Source organism: Streptomyces sp. R41, from assembly GCF_041053055.1.
Lineage (GTDB): Bacteria > Actinomycetota > Actinomycetes > Streptomycetales > Streptomycetaceae > Streptomyces.
The window spans coordinates 105283-125553 of record NZ_CP163443.1; the positions used below are offsets into that span (position 1 = coordinate 105283).

The 20271-nt window shown below is 68.1% G+C and carries 23 protein-coding genes; 13 read left to right on the forward strand and 10 right to left on the reverse strand.

Annotation, left to right across the window (positions count from 1 at the left end; all coding sequences use genetic code 11):
• Window positions 1–15: 15 nt before the first annotated feature.
• Window positions 16–504: an Asp23/Gls24 family envelope stress response protein gene (locus AB5J53_RS00625; RefSeq protein WP_369243679.1), complete on the reverse strand. Its 489-nt coding sequence runs from the start codon at window positions 502–504 to the stop codon at window positions 16–18.
• A gap of 202 nt (window positions 505–706) precedes the next feature.
• On the opposite strand from AB5J53_RS00625, the gene AB5J53_RS00630 reads away from it, so the two are divergent.
• On the forward strand, window positions 707–1537 hold the full coding sequence (locus AB5J53_RS00630; protein WP_369243680.1) for a hypothetical protein: 831 nt from the start codon (window positions 707–709) through the stop codon (window positions 1535–1537).
• 1070 nt (window positions 1538–2607) lie between these two features.
• Here AB5J53_RS00630 and AB5J53_RS00635 read toward each other — a convergent pair.
• The gene (locus AB5J53_RS00635) at window positions 2608–3102 is read right to left on the reverse strand and encodes a hypothetical protein (RefSeq protein ID WP_369243681.1); all 495 of its coding nucleotides are present in this window, start codon (window positions 3100–3102) and stop codon (window positions 2608–2610) included.
• Between the two features lie 140 nt (window positions 3103–3242).
• On the opposite strand from AB5J53_RS00635, the gene AB5J53_RS00640 reads away from it, so the two are divergent.
• A complete protein-coding gene (locus tag AB5J53_RS00640) occupies window positions 3243–3416 on the forward strand; it encodes a hypothetical protein (protein WP_369243682.1) in 174 nt (57 codons plus the stop codon).
• Between the two features lie 473 nt (window positions 3417–3889).
• Here AB5J53_RS00640 and AB5J53_RS00645 read toward each other — a convergent pair whose 3' ends face one another.
• A complete protein-coding gene (locus tag AB5J53_RS00645; RefSeq protein ID WP_369243683.1) occupies window positions 3890–4858 on the reverse strand; it encodes a YihY/virulence factor BrkB family protein in 969 nt (322 codons plus the stop codon).
• Window positions 4859–5184: 326 nt separating this feature from the next.
• On the opposite strand from AB5J53_RS00645, the gene AB5J53_RS00650 reads away from it, so the two are divergent.
• The 11 genes from AB5J53_RS00650 to tnpB all read left to right on the forward strand — a co-directional run bounded on the left by AB5J53_RS00650 (window position 5185) and on the right by tnpB (window position 13511).
• Window positions 5185–5736, forward strand: coding sequence for a hypothetical protein (locus AB5J53_RS00650; protein ID WP_369243684.1), 552 nt, complete (start codon window positions 5185–5187; stop codon window positions 5734–5736).
• A gap of 50 nt (window positions 5737–5786) precedes the next feature.
• Entirely contained in the window at window positions 5787–6293 is a 507-nt protein-coding gene (locus tag AB5J53_RS00655) for a hypothetical protein (protein ID WP_369243685.1), read from the forward strand.
• A gap of 199 nt (window positions 6294–6492) precedes the next feature.
• Window positions 6493–6714 carry a hypothetical protein gene (locus AB5J53_RS00660; RefSeq protein ID WP_369251971.1) on the forward strand — a complete coding sequence of 74 codons (222 nt, stop codon included), beginning with the start codon at window positions 6493–6495 and terminating at the stop codon, window positions 6712–6714.
• A gap of 269 nt (window positions 6715–6983) precedes the next feature.
• Window positions 6984–7331, forward strand: coding sequence for a PRC-barrel domain-containing protein (locus tag AB5J53_RS00665; RefSeq protein WP_369243686.1), 348 nt, complete (start codon window positions 6984–6986; stop codon window positions 7329–7331).
• 568 nt (window positions 7332–7899) lie between these two features.
• Window positions 7900–8745, forward strand: a complete 846-nt coding sequence (locus tag AB5J53_RS00670) for a ribonuclease BN (protein ID WP_369243687.1) — start codon at window positions 7900–7902, stop codon at window positions 8743–8745.
• A gap of 213 nt (window positions 8746–8958) precedes the next feature.
• Window positions 8959–9792, forward strand: coding sequence for a DUF1206 domain-containing protein (locus AB5J53_RS00675; RefSeq protein WP_369243688.1), 834 nt, complete (start codon window positions 8959–8961; stop codon window positions 9790–9792).
• A 61-nt stretch (window positions 9793–9853) separates the two neighbouring features.
• The gene (locus AB5J53_RS00680; RefSeq protein WP_369243689.1) at window positions 9854–10141 is read left to right on the forward strand and encodes a hypothetical protein; all 288 of its coding nucleotides are present in this window, start codon (window positions 9854–9856) and stop codon (window positions 10139–10141) included.
• A gap of 271 nt (window positions 10142–10412) precedes the next feature.
• Window positions 10413–10832, forward strand: coding sequence for an STAS domain-containing protein (locus AB5J53_RS00685; protein WP_369243690.1), 420 nt, complete (start codon window positions 10413–10415; stop codon window positions 10830–10832).
• Window positions 10833–10951: 119 nt separating this feature from the next.
• The gene (locus AB5J53_RS00690; RefSeq protein ID WP_369243691.1) at window positions 10952–11527 is read left to right on the forward strand and encodes an IS607 family transposase; all 576 of its coding nucleotides are present in this window, start codon (window positions 10952–10954) and stop codon (window positions 11525–11527) included.
• Between the two features lie 107 nt (window positions 11528–11634).
• Window positions 11635–12063: a hypothetical protein gene (locus tag AB5J53_RS00695; RefSeq protein ID WP_369243692.1), complete on the forward strand. Its 429-nt coding sequence runs from the start codon at window positions 11635–11637 to the stop codon at window positions 12061–12063.
• Window positions 12030–13511: an IS607 family element RNA-guided endonuclease TnpB gene (gene tnpB, locus AB5J53_RS00700; protein WP_369243693.1), complete on the forward strand. Its 1482-nt coding sequence runs from the start codon at window positions 12030–12032 to the stop codon at window positions 13509–13511. Before AB5J53_RS00695 ends, tnpB begins: the two co-directional genes overlap by 34 nt.
• Before the next feature lie 132 nt (window positions 13512–13643).
• Here tnpB and AB5J53_RS00705 read toward each other — a convergent pair whose 3' ends face one another.
• From AB5J53_RS00705 to AB5J53_RS00735, 7 genes are all read right to left on the reverse strand, one after another.
• Window positions 13644–13814, reverse strand: coding sequence for a hypothetical protein (locus AB5J53_RS00705; protein ID WP_369243694.1), 171 nt, complete (start codon window positions 13812–13814; stop codon window positions 13644–13646).
• A 706-nt stretch (window positions 13815–14520) separates the two neighbouring features.
• Window positions 14521–15225 (reverse strand): GNAT family N-acetyltransferase, encoded by a 705-nt coding sequence (locus tag AB5J53_RS00710; protein ID WP_369243695.1) that lies wholly within the window; start codon window positions 15223–15225, stop codon window positions 14521–14523.
• A gap of 360 nt (window positions 15226–15585) precedes the next feature.
• Window positions 15586–17403 carry an APC family permease gene (locus tag AB5J53_RS00715; RefSeq protein ID WP_369243696.1) on the reverse strand — a complete coding sequence of 606 codons (1818 nt, stop codon included), beginning with the start codon at window positions 17401–17403 and terminating at the stop codon, window positions 15586–15588.
• A gap of 125 nt (window positions 17404–17528) precedes the next feature.
• Window positions 17529–18245: an ANTAR domain-containing protein gene (locus tag AB5J53_RS00720; RefSeq protein ID WP_369243697.1), complete on the reverse strand. Its 717-nt coding sequence runs from the start codon at window positions 18243–18245 to the stop codon at window positions 17529–17531.
• Window positions 18246–18324: 79 nt separating this feature from the next.
• Complete coding sequence (locus AB5J53_RS00725; RefSeq protein ID WP_369243698.1) at window positions 18325–19086, reverse strand: ANTAR domain-containing protein; 762 nt, start codon at window positions 19084–19086, stop codon at window positions 18325–18327.
• Window positions 19083–19688 carry a hypothetical protein gene (locus tag AB5J53_RS00730; protein ID WP_369243699.1) on the reverse strand — a complete coding sequence of 202 codons (606 nt, stop codon included), beginning with the start codon at window positions 19686–19688 and terminating at the stop codon, window positions 19083–19085. The genes AB5J53_RS00725 and AB5J53_RS00730 overlap by 4 nt, the downstream gene beginning before the upstream one ends.
• Before the next feature lie 56 nt (window positions 19689–19744).
• A complete protein-coding gene (locus tag AB5J53_RS00735) occupies window positions 19745–20170 on the reverse strand; it encodes an STAS domain-containing protein (protein WP_369243700.1) in 426 nt (141 codons plus the stop codon).
• Window positions 20171–20271: the final 101 nt, after the last annotated feature.

The window sequence follows — 20271 nt, forward strand, 5'->3', positions numbered from 1 at the left end:
TGTACCGCCGGTCGGCTACCGCAGCCGTGACGGCTCTTCCTCTTCGTCCTCCTCGTCGGGAAGCTTCACGTCGCTGACCGCCACGTTGACTTCGACGACTTCCAGGCCCGTCATCCACTCGACGGCGGAGATCACACTCTCCCGCACGGCGCCCGCCACATCCGTGATGGAGACGCCGTAGTCGACAACGATCGCCAGATCGATGGCCGTCTGTGTCTCGCCGACTTCGACCTTGACCCCGCGCGAGACGGACTTGGTGGTGCCGGGTACGCGTTCCCGCGCGGCGCCGAAGGCCCGGGAGATTCCGCTGCCCATCGCGTGGACACCGACCACATCACGGGCTGCCGTTCCGGCGATCTTCTCGACTACACCGTCGGCGATGGTGGTCCGGCCCCGGGTGCCGGGCTCGCCGCCGCGCTTCGCGCCGACGTTCTTCCTGAGGTTGTCCCCCGTGAACTCGGCGCCGGAGTTCTCGGGCCGGTTCTGCTGTCCGGTATCGGTCATAGCCGGTCGTCCCTTCCGAGGAGAGGAACCTGCCGTCCGCTTTTCCACCTTAAGTCCGTTTCGCTGACACGGCTCCAGGCATGCGGCAGGCGTGGGACCGCCCCACCGAACAGGCGGCATGAGCAGCCGCAACAGGGTAGTTCCGGCAGTCTGGGCACAGCACGGCAGCGAAAGAACGCGGTAAGAGAAGGGGTGAGAGACGATGACGGATGACGGATGGGCCAAGGCCGTACGGCAGCAACTCGGCCTGGGCCGACTACTGCCGCTCGGCGGCCCCGAGGACGGGTCCTGGATCACCGAACAAGCGGCCAGCGGAGTACTGAGCCGCGCACCCTCCGGAGTATCCGGGATTCGGCCGGGCACGCTGCGGATCCGCCTGGCTGACCCGGAAGCAGCGCCGGAGCCAAGTATTCCGGCACCCTGGACCGCACTGCCGCCCGGACCGCTGCGGATCGAGGCGGAATTCTCGGCGCCGGCACGGCAGCCGCTGCCCCAGATCGCGGAGCAGCTGCGGCAGACGCTGCTCGCAGCGGCTGTCGAACGTCTCGGGCTGGTGGTGGCCGAGGTCGATCTGCATGTGACGGATCTGCTGGAGGTTGCGGCGTCGGCGCAGCAGCCGACCGCGGCCGAAGCCTCCGAAAGTGCAGCCGGAGAAACCAGTGCCTCGCACGTCGCGGTCACCAAGCCCGGGCACCCGTCGCCCGGGCCGGTGCCGGTGCGGGACCCGGCAGCGGAGCTGGCCACCGTTGCCATCGCTGTCCCCGGCGTGACCCGCCTCGCCCCCGTTCCAGGACTGCCCACGCCCATGGCCAGAGGAGGACTTGCTCGCCCCGTCCGGATCGAGGACAGCGACGAGCCCCCAGACAGACACGTCCAGATCCAGCTGGCGGTCGCCGAGACTCATCGCGCTCTCGATGTCTCCCTCGCCGTCCGTGCGGCGGTGGCCGCGGCAGCGGAAGGGGACGCCCCCGGCTCGGTGACCGTCGCCGTCCTCGTAACAGCGGTGGAGCCGGGTCAGGTCCTGCCGACATGACCGGCAGGACAAACACGGAAATCGCGGCCTCGCGTTCGGCTCACGGGTGGCGCGGTGTTGCCCGTGCACGCCCGTTGGCCGTCGCCCGCTGCGGCGCGTCACCGCCTGTGGGGCTGATTCCAGGCTCCGGTTCCTCCCCTCGGCTGTTTCGCCGGACTGCACCGCCGTCACTGTCGCCGTCTAGGCGGCGCAGTACACCAGCAGCCTGGCCATGAGGTTGATCCACAAAACGACGGCGACCGCCACCCCGAGAGGCCGCGATGCGCTGAACACTGAAGAATCGACTGCGACTTTCAGCGAAATGCTGAGCACTGTGCGACGCCCGACGCCAGTGGGGCGTGCGCCCGATCAGCGTGCCTCAGACTGCATCCTCTCGTGGACGGCGGTCATACATGGCGAGCAGTAGCGTTCGGTCGGCGGGTCATCGGAGACCGGCCTGGTACGCACGGTTTGTGCGACCTGCTGTCCGCACAAGGTGGTGCGGGCATCACCCTTGGCCCTTACGTGCCACATGACTCCGGCACCGGTTGTCGCAGGGTCGGCGATCATCTCGTACATCGGCCTCTCCCCTGGTTTATGGCCCCGGCTGGGCATGGGTCGCTTGCCTGGCGCGAAGCCGGGTGACGGGCCGCGAATCGGGCGCCATCCCGCTCGTCCATGCAACTACGCCAGCATCTGATCGGACCATCGGAGGGGGCCGACCGGGTGAATCAGAAGGCGTTGACCTGCTCGGGCCCAGTTGAGTCACGGCTACTGCGACACTCCGTGAACACCGCCACCCACTCGTCGTCGGCAGCCCGGGTCCAGCTCTGACTCCGGCTCTTTCAGCGGGCTGTCCCAGTGTGCTGCCCCTGGTGCGGCGTGACTGTTCCGGCAGAGGATCGGCGACCTCATCGCCGGAAGAAGCAGAACGGGCAGGACACAAAGCCCCTGGGGCGACGGTGGGCACTCACCGCCGGGGCGGGGCGTGACCAGAGGCAGATATGATGAACGGTCCGCGGCATCGGAAGGCACCATCGGCATGCCTGTCGACTACCACGGGCAACGACGGTCTCACGGACTGCCTGAAGTCACGCTGCGCACCCGGGAGAGAAGATCGCCGCCGCTGCCGTGAGGCGCAGCTTCTCCAGCGCGTCGATCTGGCCCCGCGCCCGGTCCAGCAGATCCTGCAACTGGGATTCATCCAGACGGGGCTCCTCCGCGGCCACGACAAGCAGCGTCCGCCAGATGAGAGTCTTCCCCTCGACTCCCAGCCGTAGGGTCTCGAGCTCGATGAACGTGCTCAGCCCGGAGCGCCGGTACACGACTCCGTTTGGTTTCAGGCGCCCCAGCCGCTCGGCCGCCCAGCCACCGTAGACCTTGTAACGGCGTGCGGGGACGCCGAGTGCGTCCATGAGTTCGAGCAGGGTCTCCCGGTCCTGGGCGATCTCGTCGGAGATGCGCTTCAGGTCGGCGCTGCGCGCCGAGTGGCGGTGCTGATGGGCGATGCGCTGCGCGAGCCCGATGCCGAAGGTGGCACCGGCCAAGTGGTCATTCAGGTAGATCCCGAGCTTGTCGCGATGCATCCTGGGCCGCCCCTTTCTCGACTGTCCTCGGCGATCTCCTCGACGGTGCGACCGCGTACACAGGCGGGCTGGGAGCACCGGCGTCGGAATTCCCCGCACCACGACAGCAAACCGCGAGAGAACGGAATCGACGGGGCGAAATGCTGGGAAAGGACCCGAACGGCTCACGGGTCCAGACGCTGGAGGCTGCATCGGAATCCTCCGCGCCAGCCTGGCAGTACCTGCCCCAGGCCGCACAGCAGCTGCGGCAGACCCTGCTCGCAGCGGCCCGCGAGCGCCTCGGGCTGGTGACGACCGAGGTCGACTGCACGTGACGGACCTCCTGGAGGACCCGGAATACCCGACCCCGGTCGCAGCCACCGAAACCGGAGCGTCCCACGTCGTGGTTTCCGGCCCCCTGCACCTGTAACCGGGCCCGGTTCCCGTGCGGGAACCGGGCGCAGAGCCGGCCGACGCGGCGATGGCCGTACCCGGCGTGATTCGCCTTGCTCCAGTTCCGGGGCTGCCCATACACCAGGCCGGAGGAGGGCTCGCTTACCCCGTCCGGATCGGGTAGGGCGACGAGCCCTCAGGCAGCACGTCGAGATCCAGCTGGCGACCGACGAGGGCCATCGCGCGCCCGCCGTCGCCCGCGCTGTCCGGACGGCAGTGACCGCGGCGGCGGAAGCGGACGCCCCCGGCCCGGTGACGGTCGCCGTTCTCGTGATGGCGGTGGAACCCGCCAGGGGTCGGCCAGCGTGACTGGCGAGACACGTATGGATTCGGGCGCTCTTGACCGCGCTCGGCATTACGGGCCGCGCGCTGGAGGCGCCGTGCGGCGCGGTGCTGCTGGTGCGCCGTCGTTGGACGCCGCCCCCTGTGATACGTCGCCGGCTGCTGGGCTGACCCCGGGACCCGGGCCCTCACCCTCGGCTGTCTCGCTGGACTGCTCCGCTGTCGCCGTCCAAGCGGCGCAGTACAGCAGCAGCCTGGCCATGAAGTTGATCCACAGCACGACGGCGACCGGCACAGCGAAGGCGCCGTACATGCTCTTCCCCGCGACGCCCTGCAGATAGCCGGTCAGCAGCCACTTGAGCAGCTCGAAGCCGACCGCACCGATCAAACCTGCGACCACGACCGCGTGTCGGCCGGGATGCACCCGCGGCAGCCGGGTGAGCAGGTAGACCAGGAGCAGGAAGTCGACGAGCAGGGCGATGGCCAGGCCGGCGAGGAACAGCAGCGCCCGTCCCGCCCCGCCCTCGATCCCGACCTTGTCGGCGGCCCAGCCGACGGCACTGTTCGCGAACACCGAACTGCCCATGGCGACCAGCCCGACCACGCCGAGACCGACCAGCACCCCGGTGTCCTTGAGCCTGAGCAGGATCGGGTTTCCCGGGTCCTGCTCCTTCTCCCACACCGCGCGCAGGCACCCGCGCAGGGCGCCGACCCAGTTGATGCCGATCACGAGCAGCAGCGCGCCCGCGATGAGCCCGACGCTTCCGGCGTGCGCGACCAGGCGGTTCAGGTTCAGCAGGTCGGAAAGGCCCGGCGCCTGGGCGGCAATCTTGTCCTGGAGCTTCCCGAGTTGGTCCTCGCTCAGCAGCGCAGCGCCGATCGCCGCACCTACGGTGATCAGTGGAAAGAGTGCGACGAAACTGGTGAAGGTAATGGCGGCGGCGAGCCGGGCCCAGTGGACCGCATCCAGCCGCTCGAACGCCCGCCACACGTGAGTACCCCTCAGCCGTGCGATCAGAGGCAGCCTCGTCAGTGATTGCATGAAGAACACCCACTCTCAGCGTACCCACGGCGGGGAGAAGAGGCATCCGGCGGCGAAGCCTCACCGAGGTCCGTGGCGAGGCGCGTGCCCTGTGAATGCGGCAGGAGAGCCGGGTCGGTAGTCGGGGCCTCGTGAGCGGTGAGCGCCGAAGGTGTTGCGCGAGGCGGCGGCCTTCAGCCTTCACCCCACCACTTACCAAATAGAACAATTAGGGGCAATTTGTGGAATCCTGGAATGTGGCACGTCAAGGGACGGCATGTGTGGCGGTGGTCGTCGTTCGCCCCTATCTGGCTGTCGGCGTGCGCTTTCCATGAGTGGAGGATGCGATGTCGACAATCGTCATCATCGTGGCTGTCGTGGTCGTCTTGGCTCTGGTCGCGCTGGCCCTGTGGACCATGGCCCGGCGCCGGCACCTGCGGGAGCGTTTTGGGCCGGAGTACGAGCGCACGGTCGAGGCGAAGCACAGCCGTGGAGCGGCCGGCCGCGATCTGCGCGCGCGCGAGGAGCGGCATGAAGCTCTGGAGATCAGGCCGCTGCCCTCGACGGTTCGGGACCGGTACGCCCGGGATTGGACCAGTGTGCAGGAGCACTTCGTCGACAGTCCCGACCGGGCCGTGGGTGAGGCGGACCGGCTCGTGACCACGCTCATGAGCGAGCGTGGCTACCCTACCGACAGTTACGAGCAACAGAAGCGGGACCTCTCGGTGGAACACTCCCGGACGCTGGAGCACTACCGCGTCGCCCATGAGATCAACGCGCGAGCCGGAGGCAGGGACACCTCGACGGAGGAACTGCGGAGCGCGATGGTCCACTACCGGGCGCTGTTCGAGGAACTGCTGCATGACGGCACCGGTTCGCCGGATGAGAAACGCCGATGAATGACCAGCGGCCGGGAGCGGCAGCTACCACCCCATGGAGGTGAAGGGACATGCAGAGAGAAGCGCCATCCGGACGCGACGAGTATCCCGAACCCGTCGAAGAGAGTCTGTCCACCGAGGACATCGCCCGGCCCCAGACCGATACGTCGCAGCAGCCCTCAGACGAGGACCGGACGGCAGCCCCCAATGCCGACCGAGCAGCGCCTAGGACCAGAATCACGGACGAGGCCGGAGACGAGCCGCACGCCGTAGCCGGCGAACGCAACGCGTCCACGCAGGAGCCCGATACTGTCCCGCTTCTCGGGCCCCACGAGAGCGAAGGCCTCCGTACCAGGTGGCAGGAGATCCAGCAGGGATTCGTCGATGACCCACAGAAGTCGGTCCTCGCCGCAGACGGGCTCGTCGCCGAGGTCATGCAACTGCTCGCCGTCACATTCGCCGACCGCAAACAGGCACTCGAAGGCCAATGGCACCGCGGCGAGGAGGCCGCCACCGAGGACCTGCGCCTGGCCCTGCGTCAATACCGGTCCTTCTTCGACCGCCTGCTCAGTACCTGACCACCGGCCCGGCCCTCACGGCCCGTCCGGCCGGTCACTGCAGGCACCTCGGCGAGGCGCATCATGACCGGATTCTCGCTACTGGGTGCGGAGTTGCCCGCTTCGCGCTTTCCCGGTGGGCCTTCTTCGCGCGCTCGGTGATGCAGTGTTGTCCCATGGGACTGTCGATGACCAGGTGCGCCCGGCCGCCCGGGCGGCGATCGTACCGACCGCTTCCGGGGCGACGGATGATGAACCCGCAGAGGATCTGATCGGTTTCAAAGTCGAGGCGACCGATGGCGGCATCGGCAAGATCGACAAGCACTCCGACGACGTCGGCGCCGCCCTGGTCGCCACGACGAACGGCGAGCCGCTCCCGGAACAGATGCAACAGGAACTGCGCCGGGCGCTGCGGCGCCTTCATACAGCAGATCGGTGGTAACGGCCTGCACACCCAGCGGGCGGCACCGGGAGTTGTGACCTCAACCCTCCGGTGCCTTTGTCCACGCCGGCGATGAGACGCTCTGTCGGGTATCCCCTCTCTTGCGACGGCAAACCGCCTGCGTGTGCGCATCCTCTTCGGCCATCTGCCGATTTTCGGGAGCCCGGTCCGAATGTTTGGCGAAGTCCGATGGGGGGACCCAGCCGACGGCAGTTCGGCGAACAGAAGCCCTGCTGTGTTTTCTTCGAAATTTCGAGGAGGAGTACTTCGTGAGTGACATATGGGGCTACGATCCGACCGCCGGCCACAGCGCGGGCATCAACCTGATCGGTTTCACGGTGGAAGCCACTGACGGCAGCATCGGGAAGATCGACAAGCATTCCGACGAAGCCAGCTCGGCCTATGTCGTGGTGGACACCGGTGGATGGATCTTCGGCAAGCAGGTACTGCTGCCTGCTGGCACCATCAAGCGCGTCGACGTTCCCGAGCAGAAGGTCTACGTGTCCCGGACGAAGGAAGAGATCAAGGACGCGCCTGAGTTCGACCCGGAAAAGCATCTGGGAGACCCGGACTATCACGAGCGTTTGAGCTCCTACTATCAGCGTCCGATGGCCTGACCCGGCAGTGCTTGACTGCCTCGGTGGTGGTTCGTCCGGGGACCTGCGGCTGAACCGGCATCGGGGCGAACCAGGGTGCCGACCGCCCTGATCGCCGGAGAGAAACCGGCGTGGTCGGGAAACGTGGTCCGGGAAATAGGACCAGGGGTGTCTTGGGCCATAGATTTCCCCGGTCGTCCTCCATGCGTGGATCGAGTACCGGAATGACTCTGCCGCGGCTCGCGCTTGACTGCGTGACTGCATTTCCGCCTTTCACCGGAGGGTCATTCGGCTCCCGTGCGGTTCCTCAGGCCCCCGGTGCGGACTCCACCGCGCCCGGATAGGAGCGCCTTCCCGCAACGGAGGGGATCAGGCGCTGTCCCTTCGGTGAAAGCGACCGGTCCGCGACAAGCGAACTACCGCGTCCACGCCGGGATTTGGCGGAGACCAGGCGCTGGTCGCTGTTCCCCGGCCGACAAGCGTCGTGGGCCACCCCCTGTCGCCGACGGGAGTTCGACCGAATGCTGAGACCGGTACGGCGCTCTCGTAGGGCTGTCGGTGATGTCTCCACATGTGATAGTCGATCTGCATGCCGAAGAAGTCTTCCGGGGGCCACCGCTCGTCTGTGTCGGTACGGCTGTGCCGTGTGATCCGAGATTCGCCGGCCGAACGCGGATGGCGGCGGGGCAGAGAGATCGAACTTGGGCCGAGGTCGCTGGGCTTTGCGGCGCTCGGATTCCTCACGCTGGTGCCCCTGCTGATCGTTGTCTCCGCGGCTGATCCGGCGCACGGGCGGGGGTTCGCGCAGTGGCTGGGGGACGGGCTCGGCGTGTCGAGGGCCGCCAGGGACCAGGTCGCGCAGCTGTTCGCGCGGCCGGGCCAGGTGCTGCAGACCACGACCGCTTTCGGCCTCGCCGCTCTCGCTGTCTTCGGTCTGAGCTTCGGGGCGGCGGTGCAGACCGGCTACGAAAAGGTCTGGGAGCTGCCCCCGGCCCGCTGGTACGCCAGATGGCGACACGTGCTGTGGCTCGCCGTACTCGTCGGATCCCTCTTCCTGACCGGCACCACCACGCTGTGGCGCCATTCGGCGGCCGGCACGCTGGCCGCGACGCTGAGCGCCGTCCTGTTCTTCTGGTGGTCGCAGCGGATGCTGCTCGGCGGGCGGATCGCCTGGAGCGCCCTGCTCCCCGGCGCGGCGGCAACGGCGGTCGGGCTGCTCGGTCTTCGGGTCTTCTCCCGTCTCGTCTTCTCACCGCTGATCGCCTCCAGTGCCGTCACCTACGGTCCCTTCGGAACCGTCCTGGTCATCCAGTCCTGGCTGGTCGGTGTGGGCGTCGTCGTCTTCGGCGGTGCACTGGCGGGCCGCCTGCTGCACGAGGAACTCCCCCGCGTGGCACAGGCCCTGAAACAGCGGACTCGGCGACAACGGCCCTGACACAGCGACAACCGCGCGGAACAGCACAGGCGCCGACAGCAGGCCCAAGCCGGGAGTGGCCAGTGCTGCGTCGGCGACGCCCAAGACGATGACCGATGACTCAGCCGGCTACGCTCCGGCCGCTGCGCGTCGACCGCGCGCATCAATTCCCCCGCCCGGGGCACTCGAGAGCGGTGGACGCGCACCGCACGCCCACGCCATGGGGAGGACATCGTGACGTCGTCTCACACACAAGGGCGCGGCCGGGCCGCGAAGTCCGCGGCCCGTGCCACGGAGAACGAGACGCTGACTGCCGCAGGGCGAGCGGGCTTTGTCGCCCGCGGCATCGTGTACGTACTGATCGGACTCCTGTCCATCCGGATCGCCGTCGGGAACGGCGGCGGCCAGGCGGACCGCCAGGGCGCGCTGCACGAGATCGCGGCGCAGCCCTTCGGGAAGGCAATGCTGTGGGCGCTGGTGGTCGGCTTCGCCGCCATGGCGCTGTGGCGAGGTGCCCGCGCCGTGCTCACCCGGGGACCCCGGCGGAAGGCGAGTTCGCGCGTGCTGGACGGCGGCCGGGCGGTCTTCTACGGCTCCGTCTGCTGGGGCACCGCCGCGTACGCCGCCGGGGGCGGCCAGGGTTCCAGCGGCAACACGCAGTCGCAGGACTGGACGGCATCGGCGCTCAAACTGCCGTACGGCCAAGTGCTGGTGGGCGCCGCGGGCTGCCTCCTGATCGGCATCGGCACGGTACTCGCCGTCCGGGCGGCCTTGCGGCGCTTCCTGCGGCAGCTGGACACCGGCACCATGAGTCACCGTACAAAGCAGATCGTCACCGCTCTCGGCGTGGGCGGAGGCGTGGCACGTGGCGTGGTGTTCGCCGCGGCCGGGATCTTCATCCTGGTGGCAGCCATACGCTTCGACCCGCACGAGGCCAAGGGCGCGGACGCGACACTGCGTAGCTTCGCGCAGACACCGGTGGGGCCGTGGCTCCTGGTCGCCATCGCGATCGGGCTGATTCTCTTCGGCGTCTTCTCCTTCGCCTCAGCCCGCTGGCGCCGCCTGTAAAACGGTAAGCCAAACCAGGTCAGCGAGGTTTCAACTCTTCTGCCAGGGCTACCCGTTGAACATGTCCAGACGCTACGGCGGCAACCCCGCGGGGACGGTCATCCTCCTCATCGCGGACATCACGGCACTGATCCTGATCCTGTGGATCGCCTTCTACCTGTTCGACGCCAACACCGCCAACAGCACGGTCTCCTGGGTACACGACGCGGCGAACTGGCTCTCGGGCTGGTCACACAACCTGTTCACCATCCACTCGGACAACTGGCGCACCGTGGTCAACTACGGCCTGCCCGCTGTCGTCTACCTGCTGATCGGTCACGCGGTGGCCGGCCGGGTCAACCGCACCTAGCCTCCCTCCGCCGAGGCGCAGCCGCGCGTAGAACATCAGGGCGGGACGGGCCGCCATCGGCATCGGCCCACCGCCCTCGATGCCCACGTGCCGGAGTCCGTGCGCAGCATCGACTGTCCGCGAGATGCGGACGGCACTGAACGGGCAGCCCCAGTCCCAGTCCCCGGCAGCATGGCACTCCGCCCCGAGGAGGCCCACGGTGTCTGCAGGTACCGCAACTCCCCTCATCCCCGCAGAAGTCCCCCGCACTCCGAGGCGGGCGAATACTCGCATGTCCGTGCAGAACTGCTCCTCACCTGCCGTGTCCACCCCGGGCCGGCGGCCTGTACTCGCCGGTGTGCCGGAGGGCTGCGAGAAGGTCGTCGTCAGCGGCAGCCTCGCTCTCGCCACCGTTCCAGCACTGCGCGAGCGCCTTCTGAGCCCACGCCACAACCCCGGAAGCCAGTTGAACCTCGACCTGTCGGGCGTCACCTCCTGCGACACCCTGGGCCTCGGGCTGCTCGTCGCCACGGCACGCAAGGTCCACCTCTCCGGCGGTGGCCTGCGCCTCGTCGCCCCGAGCCACGCCGTCGCCGAGGCGCTGAGCGACAGCGGGCTGATCCGGCTCCTCCACGTCCTTCCCGATGCCGGCACAGCTGTCGGCATCACGGCGGCCGAGGCGCCCGACCCAGAGCTCCTGACAGCGGCCTAGACACACAGACGACCGATGGACATCCCCGCTTCGCCGGGCGCTGTGCCCTTGAAGGGGCTGAAAACTGCTCCATGGTTCATCAGTGGATGTCAGTCTTTCTGAGTGTGCATCATGAGCTCGTGAAGCTTTCCGAGTGGGCGGCACGCAATGGCGTGCACTACCAGACCGCGTGGACGTGGGCGAAGGAGGGCCGAATGCCGGTTCCGGCGCGTCAGACACCGTCCGGTACGTGGCTGGTCGACGAGCCTGCCGTGGACACGACCGGGCGCGTGGTGGTGTACTGCCACGTTTTTTCGGCGGACCAGAAGCCGGACCTTGACAGGCAGGTCGCGCGCGTCGTCCAGGGCGCGACGGTGTTGGGATTGCCCGTTGCCGGTGTCGTCACCGAGATTGGATCCGGCCTCAACGGTCGCCGTCGCAAACTGCACCGGCTCCTGTCCGACCCGGGCGTCGCCGTGATCGTGATCGAGCACCGTGACCGGCTGGCCCCATTCGGTGTCGAGCACTTGGAAGCTGCCCTGTCGGCATCCGGTCGGCGCCTGGTAGTCCTCGATCCCGCTGAGACTGCCGACGACCTGGTGCGGGACATCACCGAGGTGCTGACCTCGATGTGTGCCCGCCTGTACGGTCGCCGGGCGGCGAGGAACCGCGCCGTTCGCGCTATCGCCGCAGCAACCGCGCAGGAAGACCAGTAGTGCCGAAGAACAAGCGCCTGCAGCCGCAGCCGGGAACCGACCGGTACCTGTGTCCCGGCCCCGTATCCGGTGTCCTTGGAGTCAAGCGTCACATCATCGCTGAGGCCATGCGCCAGGCCGGACGGGATGAGCCGCTCTCCGTGGCCGAGGCCACGGCATGGCGTGATCACCCGGAGAAGGCGCCGGAGGTAGGCATAGCCGTGCTCGCCACCGTGGTCGCTGCGAAGGCAGAGCGTGAGCACCGCGAGCGCCAGGCGGACATCGAGTATGAGCACCACATGCTCAACCTGACCGAGAAGGTCACCAAGCGTCTGCTCGCTGGAGCGAAGCACTTTCGAAACCCGGACGCCGAGCTGATCGCGCAGGACATGGCGTTCCGCGCCAGCAAGGAATTGTGCCGCGCGCACACCGACAAGTGCGGCGAGATCAACCCCGAACTCCTCTCCAAACTCGACCTCGCCGCCCTACGGTGGGCCGGCATCGATCCATACGCCCACTCGACGTGGATCGTGCACCGGGGGGACTGCTCGGCGTGAAGAAGTTCCAGCCGCAGCCCGGTTTCGTGGTCCAGGCGTATCAATACGCCCTGGACCCGAACGCCGGCCAGGACAAGGCGCTCAGGTCGCACTGCGGTGCCGCCCGCGCCGCCTACAACTGGGCTGTGAGCTGGGTGTGTGCGGCGTGGTGGCAGCGGAAGGCGGAGGAGTCCTACGGAATTTCCGCCGACAAGCTCACCGAGTGGCGGCCGTGGTCGCTGCCCTGCCTGCGGAAGGCGTTCAACGAGGCCAAGCACACCGACCCCAGGTTCGCCAGATGGTGGACAGAGAACTCCAAGGAGGCGTACTCCACCGGCCTGGCCAACGCCGCCGCCGCGTTCGACAACTACGCCACGTCGAAGAACGGACGCCGTAAGGGCTCCCGCATGGGCATGCCTCGCTTCAAGTCGAAGCACAAGGCGCCTCTGGCGTGCCGGTTCACCACGGGCACGATCCGCGTCGAAGCGGACGGCCGGCATGTGACCCTGCCCCGGCTGGGCACGATCCGCGCCCACGAGCCCACCGGCAAGCTCCTGGGCCACGTGCAGAACGGGACGGCCCGCATCCTGTCCGCCACCGTCCGGCACGAGCGAGGATGCTGGTTCGTTTCCTTCCAGACCGAGGTCAAACGCGACATCGTCCGCGTCGCCCGGCCCGACGTCGCAGTCGGGATCGACCTCGGCGTGAAGGTCCTCGCGGTCATGGCCGACAGCGCCGGAGAGATCCGCTGCATCCCCAACCCGAAGCACTACGACGATGCGCTCAAGATGCTCAAGCGCCTGTCCCGACGTGTCTCCCGCCGCCGGGGGCCGAACCGCAGAACCGGGCAGAAGCCCTCCCGCCGCTGGGTGAAAGCGAACGAACAGCGCAACAAGGTGCATCACCAGGTCGCGAACCTGCGCGCCGATGCCCTGCACAAGCTGACCACCCGCATCCGCGCCGAGTACGGCACCGTCGTGGTCGAAGACCTCAACGTCGCCGGAATGCTCAAGAACCGTCGCCTGGCACAGAAGATCGCCGATGCCGGGTTCGGGGAGATCCGACGCCAGCTCACCTACAAGGGCCGGCGCAACGCCTGCCGCACCGTGGTAGCCAACCGCTGGTATCCCAGCTCAAAGACCTGCTCGAACTGCGGCGCGGTGAAAGCCAAGCTGCCGCTGCACGTCCGAGTCTTCTCCTGCGACGCCTGCGGCCTGGTCATAGACCGGGACGAGAACGCCGCACGCAACCTCGCCGACCTCGCGTCGGCCGGCATGACAGGTACCGGAGTGGCCGGAGACCTGGGCACGCGAGTGCCGAAACCGCGTGGAGCCGACCAGAAGACCCGCACCACCACCCGCAGCCGCACGGCCACGGGTGGGCGGGCAGGTGGCGCAAAACCGACCCACAGTCGGAAGGAACCGCGAGACCTTCATCAGGACACCACGACCCAACTCGGGCTGTGGTGACACCGTTAAGGACCTTCCGTGTGGAGACGCACGGATTGCTGATGTCTGACTACGACCTCAGCAACGGTGTCCCCGCAACCGACCCCTCCCTTGTGAGCACGTGGAGTGGCGGTCCGCCCTCTACCCTACGCGTCAGTGGACCGGGCGTCGGCGCGAGCGTGATACCGAGCGCACGAGCAGGTACAGCACGCCGGCGACGAGGAGCAGCACGCCGGTGGACAGTAGATACAGCATGCCGTCCACGACAGCGCCGATGATGACCAGCGCGAGGGCGCTGCCGAGAAGAACCAGGAAGAAGACCATGGCCCAACGCCTCCGGGCGTCGTGGCGGATGGGTGGACCGGACGACCTTGGGGCAGCATCAGGAAGGCGTGACCGTCAGTCGTACGAGGGTGCGACGGCGTGCGGAGTCAGGTCATCTACCCGTAGTGCTGGCGTCCGCCGACCGCGTGACCGACCACACCCAGGCTCTACAGGATGACCCCAAGAATGATCATGGTGTCCTCCGCTCTCGCACGGACCTCAACTTCAGGGTAGACGCAACCTGTGGCGGTGGCCTGCTGGGCAGAACGGTTCTACCGTGGGGAAGGGAAGTGGCTCCCGGGAGCGCGTCCTGATCATCATCGGACTCGTCATCCTCGTCCCCGCGCTGGTCATCGGCGTCGCCGGCGCTCTTTTCAACAGTGGCAGCGCCCACGAGTTCACCGGCGGATTCTCGGTCTTCGGTGTCGACGTCACCGGCTCCACCGGCACGCTCTTCCTCTACGGCACCATCGTCGGGGCGGCGGCTCTGCTCGGGCTGAGCCTGATCCTTACCGGTACACGCCGCACCACTCGCCGCGGCCGCACTGCACGTCGCGGGCTCCAACAGTCCCGGCGCGAGACTGGCCCAGCCGAACAGGAACGCGGCGGTCTGATCAACGAACACGACACCGCCCGCGCGCAGACGGAACAGCCGGAGCGGAATGACGAAGACCGCGCCGACTTGGTCGAACGCCCTCGTACCCCGTTACCTCATACCCGGGTCCACTCCGTCCGCTTCGCCGGGCCGCTCGGTGCTTGCGTTGTGTGCCAGGCCGTCCGGTGTCGCCTCCGTTCGCTCCCCGAGAGGAAGGACCAGCGCCCGCAGGATGGGCAGGCTCGGCGGCCGGTTCAGTTCTCCGACGTCCTGCCATCCCCAGGAGAGGAAGGCGTCATAGGTCACGTGGTCGGTCTGACTCACCAGAGTTACGCCGAGGGAGGCCTGGTGGTCGGCGAGCAGTCGCTCCTGCAGGTGGCGGGCGAGGCCGCGGTTGCGCTCATGCGGGTGGACGACGATTTCGGTGATCGCGAAGACATGTCCCGAAGCGGTGAGCTGCTCGATGTTCTGCGGGAGTGCCCCGACGAATCCGTGCCACCAGTCGCCGTCACGCCGCACCGGGAACCCGAAGACGCAGCCCACCAGCACTGCCGTCTCCGCTGCCACTGTTGCCTCTGCGACCATCATGTCGAATCCCGGCTTGCCTACATCGTCCGTGAGGCGGCCCAGGAAGCCCTCACGGTTGTGGTACTCCTCACCGGCCGCCGTATCCGCGGACTCCACGTACAGATCCGCCAGGTCCTCACGCTGGTCCTCGGCCTGCCAGCGGCTCAGCCCGCGCAGGTATATCTCTCCGCCCGCGGACGGCTCGTAGCCCTCTACCTTCTGGGCCTGCCCCGGTCCTGACCGTGCCATCACAGCGCACGGCCCAAGAGGGCAAGCGTGACCGGGGCAGGCGGTGACAGAGTTCCATCGAGGGACGGGAGGCGCAGTTGCAGGGACTTCCCTGCTACGGCGATCTGCTGCGGAATGGACATGACGCCTCGGTTCGGGTAACCCGCTGCACGTACGAAGAGCCAGGTGAACGGCCTTGCCGGCAGGCTGAGTTCCCGGGCCTGCTTCCCGGCCGTTTTCCCTGCGAGGATGCGCCGGGTGACCGGAGGAAGGTTCCGCTCCCGGCAGGCATCGTGGCCAACTGACAGTGTGCCGCCGGGGTCTGGGACGCCTACTCGGCAGCATAGTCCCCGGGCCGCGCCGATGGGCTGCCCGCAACAGTCATCGGCTGGTGAGCCGGTAGGGGATGGTGCAGATGACGGCGTCGGTGCTGGTGCGCAGTACGGTCGCGAGAAGTAGGCCGCGCTGGTTTTGCAGGATCCGGTAGCGCCATCGGCGTGGTTGGACCTCGGGGATGAGGACGGCGACCTGCCGATTGCCCTGTTGCGCGTGCTGGACGTACGCGACGATCGGGTGCACCAGGGAGCGGTGCGGGCTGTTGAGGGTGTCCAGCCGCACGCCGGGGTCCCAGAGGTCCCATTGGGTACGGAAGGCGGCGCTCTGCTCTTCCTCGGGGTGGACGCTCACGGCAACGACGTCGTTGCCGAGGGACAGTGCGGCGTGCAGGGCCTGCTCGGTGAGCTTGCTGATGCCGCCGACGGGGACGATCACCAGGCTCTTGGCCGGATGAGGTGGGTGCGGGCGTCGGCCCAGGTCGAGTTCGCGTCCTACGGCCTGGTAGTAGCTGTGGATCCGGGAGAACAGCAGCATCAGCGCTGGCACGGTGAGGACCACCACCCAGGCGCCGGCGGTGAACTTTGTGGCGATGAAGACCGTGGTGGCGGTCGCGGTCAGGAGTGCGCCGGTGCCGTTGAGGGCGGTTCGCAGCTTCCAGCGCGGGGAGCGCAGGCGGTACCAGTGGAGTACCAGGCCGCTCTGGCTGATGGTGAATCCGATGAACACCCCGATCGCGTACAGCGGGATCAGCCGATGGGTGTCGGCGTCCACCGTGATCAGCAGGACGGCCGCGAGTACCGCTAAAACGACCACGCCATAGCGGTGGACCGGCCGTTCGGCCCGCAGGCCGAACAGGTGAGGCAGCCGGTCGTCGTCGGACAGCAGGCTCATCAGTACGGGCAGGCCGCCGAAGCTGGTGTTGGCGGCCAGTGCCAGCACCACGGTGACGGCGATGCTGGCGGCGTAGTAGGCCCAGCCGGTGCCGAACGAGCCTGCGGTGAGCTGGGCCAGCACGGTGACCCCGCCGCGGGGCGTGACGTGTTCGCGGTGGATCAGCACCGACAGTCCGATGAGCATCGCGCCAAGCAGGCCGCCCAACATCAGCTCGGTGCGCTGGGCGTTCCGGGCACGCGGTGGGCGGAAGGCGGGAACTCCGTTGGCGATGGCTTCGATCCCGGTGAGAGCCGAGCAGCCGGCGGCAAAGGCCTTGAGGATCACGATCGCGCCGAGGGCCTCGCTGATGTGCACGGGTTGTGCGCTGCCGACCAGTGCGGCCGGGTGAGGGCGGAGCAGACCGATGACGATGACGCCGAAGACCGTGACGAGGAAGACCACCATCGGCAGCATCAGAACACGGGCGCTTTCGGCGATGCCCCACAGATTGACGGCTGTGATCAAGAGCAGGCCGATCAGGCACATCCCGAGCATGTGGTGGGCAAGGGAGGGGAACACCGATGCGAGGCTGGCGGCCCCTGCGGCGAGACTCACCGCGACGGTCAGTACGTAGTCCACCACCAAGCTCGCGGCCGCCAGCAGACTGACGGTGGCCCCGAGATTCTTCTTGCCCACCGCGTAGGCGCCGCCCCCGTCGGGGTGCACCGCTATGACCTGGCAGTAGGAGACGACCAGCACGACGAGCAGGCCCGCGATGGCCAGGGTGACCGGGACGGTCAGACGGAGCGCCGAGGTACCGGCCACCACCAGTACCAGCACGATGGCTTCCGGCCCGTATGCCACCGAGCTGAGCGCGTCGAGCGACAGTGCGGCCAGCCCTCCGAAGCTGGTGAGATGGTCCTTCTTCCCCTCCCCGTGCCGCGACGGCACCCTCGGCGTGACCTTCTTCGGCCCCGTTCCAAAGCCCATGCGTGCCTTCCCTGCTCCCTGTACTCAAGCGCGCCGGAGGACGGCTCTTGTAGTTACCGGCAACAAAGCCAGTGGGGTTCTTCCTGGTGGGGCGGCTGCGTCCGTTCGCCGCCTCGGAGACGGCGTCAGGCCACCAGGCCGTGGAGGGGTTCGGAGTCGTCGATGAAGGCGCGAGCCACATCGGACAGGCGTCGGTTGTGCGCACGGGCGTAACTGCGCAGGGTGGTGAAGGCCTGTTCCATGTCGATGCTCTGGCGTTCGGCGAGTTTGCCCTTGGCCTGCTCGATCAGTACGCGGCTGTTCAGCGCCGTCTGCAGCTGCTCGTTGAGAACCGTGCTGCGATGGGTGGAGCGTTGTTGCAGGAGGCTGATGGTGGCGACGTCGGCCAGGGCCTGGGCGATGAGTGTGCCCGCCGGGTCGAAGGGGCCGGGGGCGGCACGGAAGAGGTTCAGGGCGCCGACGACCTCGTCCCGCAGGCGCATGGGCAGTGCCTGGACCGCCCCGAACCCGCTGCGGTGGGCCGCCGTGACGAAGCGCGGCCAGCGGTCGACCTCCTGGGTCAGGTCGGGGACGATCACCGGTGTGCCAGTGCGGAAGCACTCCAGACAGGGGCCCTCGTCGTTCTGCAGCTGGAAGAGTTCCAGCAGGCGCACCTGCTCGTCGGAGGCGGCCATCACGCGCAGTTCACCGTCGCGGTCCGCGAGCAGCACTCCGGCCGCACTGGCGCCGAGCAGCCCCACGCAGCGGTCGGTCAGCAGGCGCAGGAAATCAATGAGGTCGAAGTCGGCGACCAGGTTGTCCGCCAGCTCGACGAAGGTCTTGGCCAGGAGCCGCTGATTCATCATGCACACCCTCGATTGAGACTAGTCCCGCCGGGAGGGGGCGGGAAGTACAGCACGTTCGTCGGTTGGCACCGGTGCGTCAGGTTTCCTCGTCGGTCCGTTCGGGTTCCGCGTCCGGGGAGAAGCGGAGTCGATGGGCCACCACGTCGGCGGCCACGTCCGCGAGCCGGCGGCCCTGCATATAGGCGTAGGCGCGCAGCCGTACGAAGGCTTCTTCGATACCGACGCCGAGCTGGACGGTGAGGATGCCGGTGGCCTGGTCGATCTCCGCCCGGTATCCGCCGAGATCCTCGAAGCCTCGATCTTCCAGCGCTCCGTCGACCGGCGCGCCCGTCTCCTCGATCCGGGCGTCGAGCAGGAGCAGCGTCGCGAGATCGGCGAACGCCAGCGCATCGGCCAGCTCCTCTGCATCCAGCACCGTCGGCACGTCGGCGTACAGGTCCAGGACTCCCGGGCTGATCGCCCCCATCTGCAGAGGCAGCGCGAACACCGCGCGTGCCCCGGCTTCCAGGGCGGCATCGGCGAACACGGTCCAGCGGTCCTGCAGCACACCGGTCAGCAGATCGGGTGTCAGGACGGCCGAGCCGTGCAGGAAGGCATCCACGCAGGGCCCCTCGCCCAGCGTGAGCTGCAACTCCTCCAACTGCTCGCTGATGTCGTCGGTGCTGCACAGCGGATGGCTCGCCGCAGTCCGGGACATCGCCGACAGCCCGGCCCCGCCGACCGGCAGCGCGGCCACGGCCGCGGTGCACACATCCACCACACCGACCCGGGCACCGCGTCGCGCAGCCTGCTCGGCGACCAGCACCTGAATCCGCGCCGAGCGGCTGTCGGACCTCATCCGGGCCACCGCGTCCAGGCATCGTGAGCAAGACCCTCCAGCCGCGCCGCGGTTCGCTCCCCGACCGGAAGGACCAGCACCCGGAGCACCGTGGCGCCGACTGACCTCCAGACTTCTCCTACGTCCAGCCAGCCCCAGGAGCGGAGCGAGGCGAGGGTCGGGTGATCGGCCTGGTCTACCAAGGTGACGCCGAGGGACGCCTGGTGGTCGGTCAGCAGCCGCTCCTGCAACTGGCACGCCACGTCACGGTCCTGGTCTTGCGGGTGCGGGCGGACCAGGATGTCGGTGATCGCGAAGACGCTGCCGGACTCGGTGAGTTGCTCGATGCTGCGCGGTAACGCGCCGTCGAACCCCAGCCACCAGAAGCCGTCGCTGCGCACCGGGAATCCGAAAGCGCATCCCACCAGGCCGTCCGTCTCCGCGATCACCATGGCGAACCCCGGCCGCCGGATCTCGGCGGTGAGACAGTTCAGAAAGTCCTGGCGGCTGCGGTATTCGTCACGGGCAGACATGTCGCGGGAGTCCACGTACAGATCCGCGAGCCCCCCGGCCAGGCCCTGCGCCTGCCAGCGGTTCACTCGACGCAACCGCAACGCGTCCATGGTGGACGGCTCGCCGCCATCGGGCTTGTGTGGCTGCCCTCGTCCTGACCGGGCCGTCACCGCACATCGCCCGAGAGGACAGGCACCAGCGGAACAGGCCGGTGCGGCGAGGCTTGAGCGATCGGGGCTGGGACATCCCCGGGAGGAGACGACAGGTTCCCGACCGGAGGGCCGAGGAGCAGGAACCCGGAGCCGGTGAGGTCGAGGATCAGGCCCAGTGCCGGTGGCGGGTGGTGCAGTCGTAGGATTCCGCCGGCCTCTGTGGTCTTCTGTGAAGCGTAAAGGAAGGCATTGAGGCCGCTGCAGTCGCAGAAGGTCACAGGGGTGAGGTCGACATCGACGATGCGGATGCCGTCGCTCAGACACCGCGCCAGTGCTGCGCGCACCAGCGGCGCCGATTCCAGGTCGATCTCACCGGCCAGGGTGATCAGCGTCCGGTTCTGTCGATCATGACGGTAGATGGTGAGCTGTGGGAGGGGCATGACGCCTCGGTTCAGAAGACCATCCGACAGTGCACGCGGTGACGCCGGGATTCCCGGCCCCCCTTGGCGCGCTCCTGGCAGGGGCGTACGTTCGGCGGAGG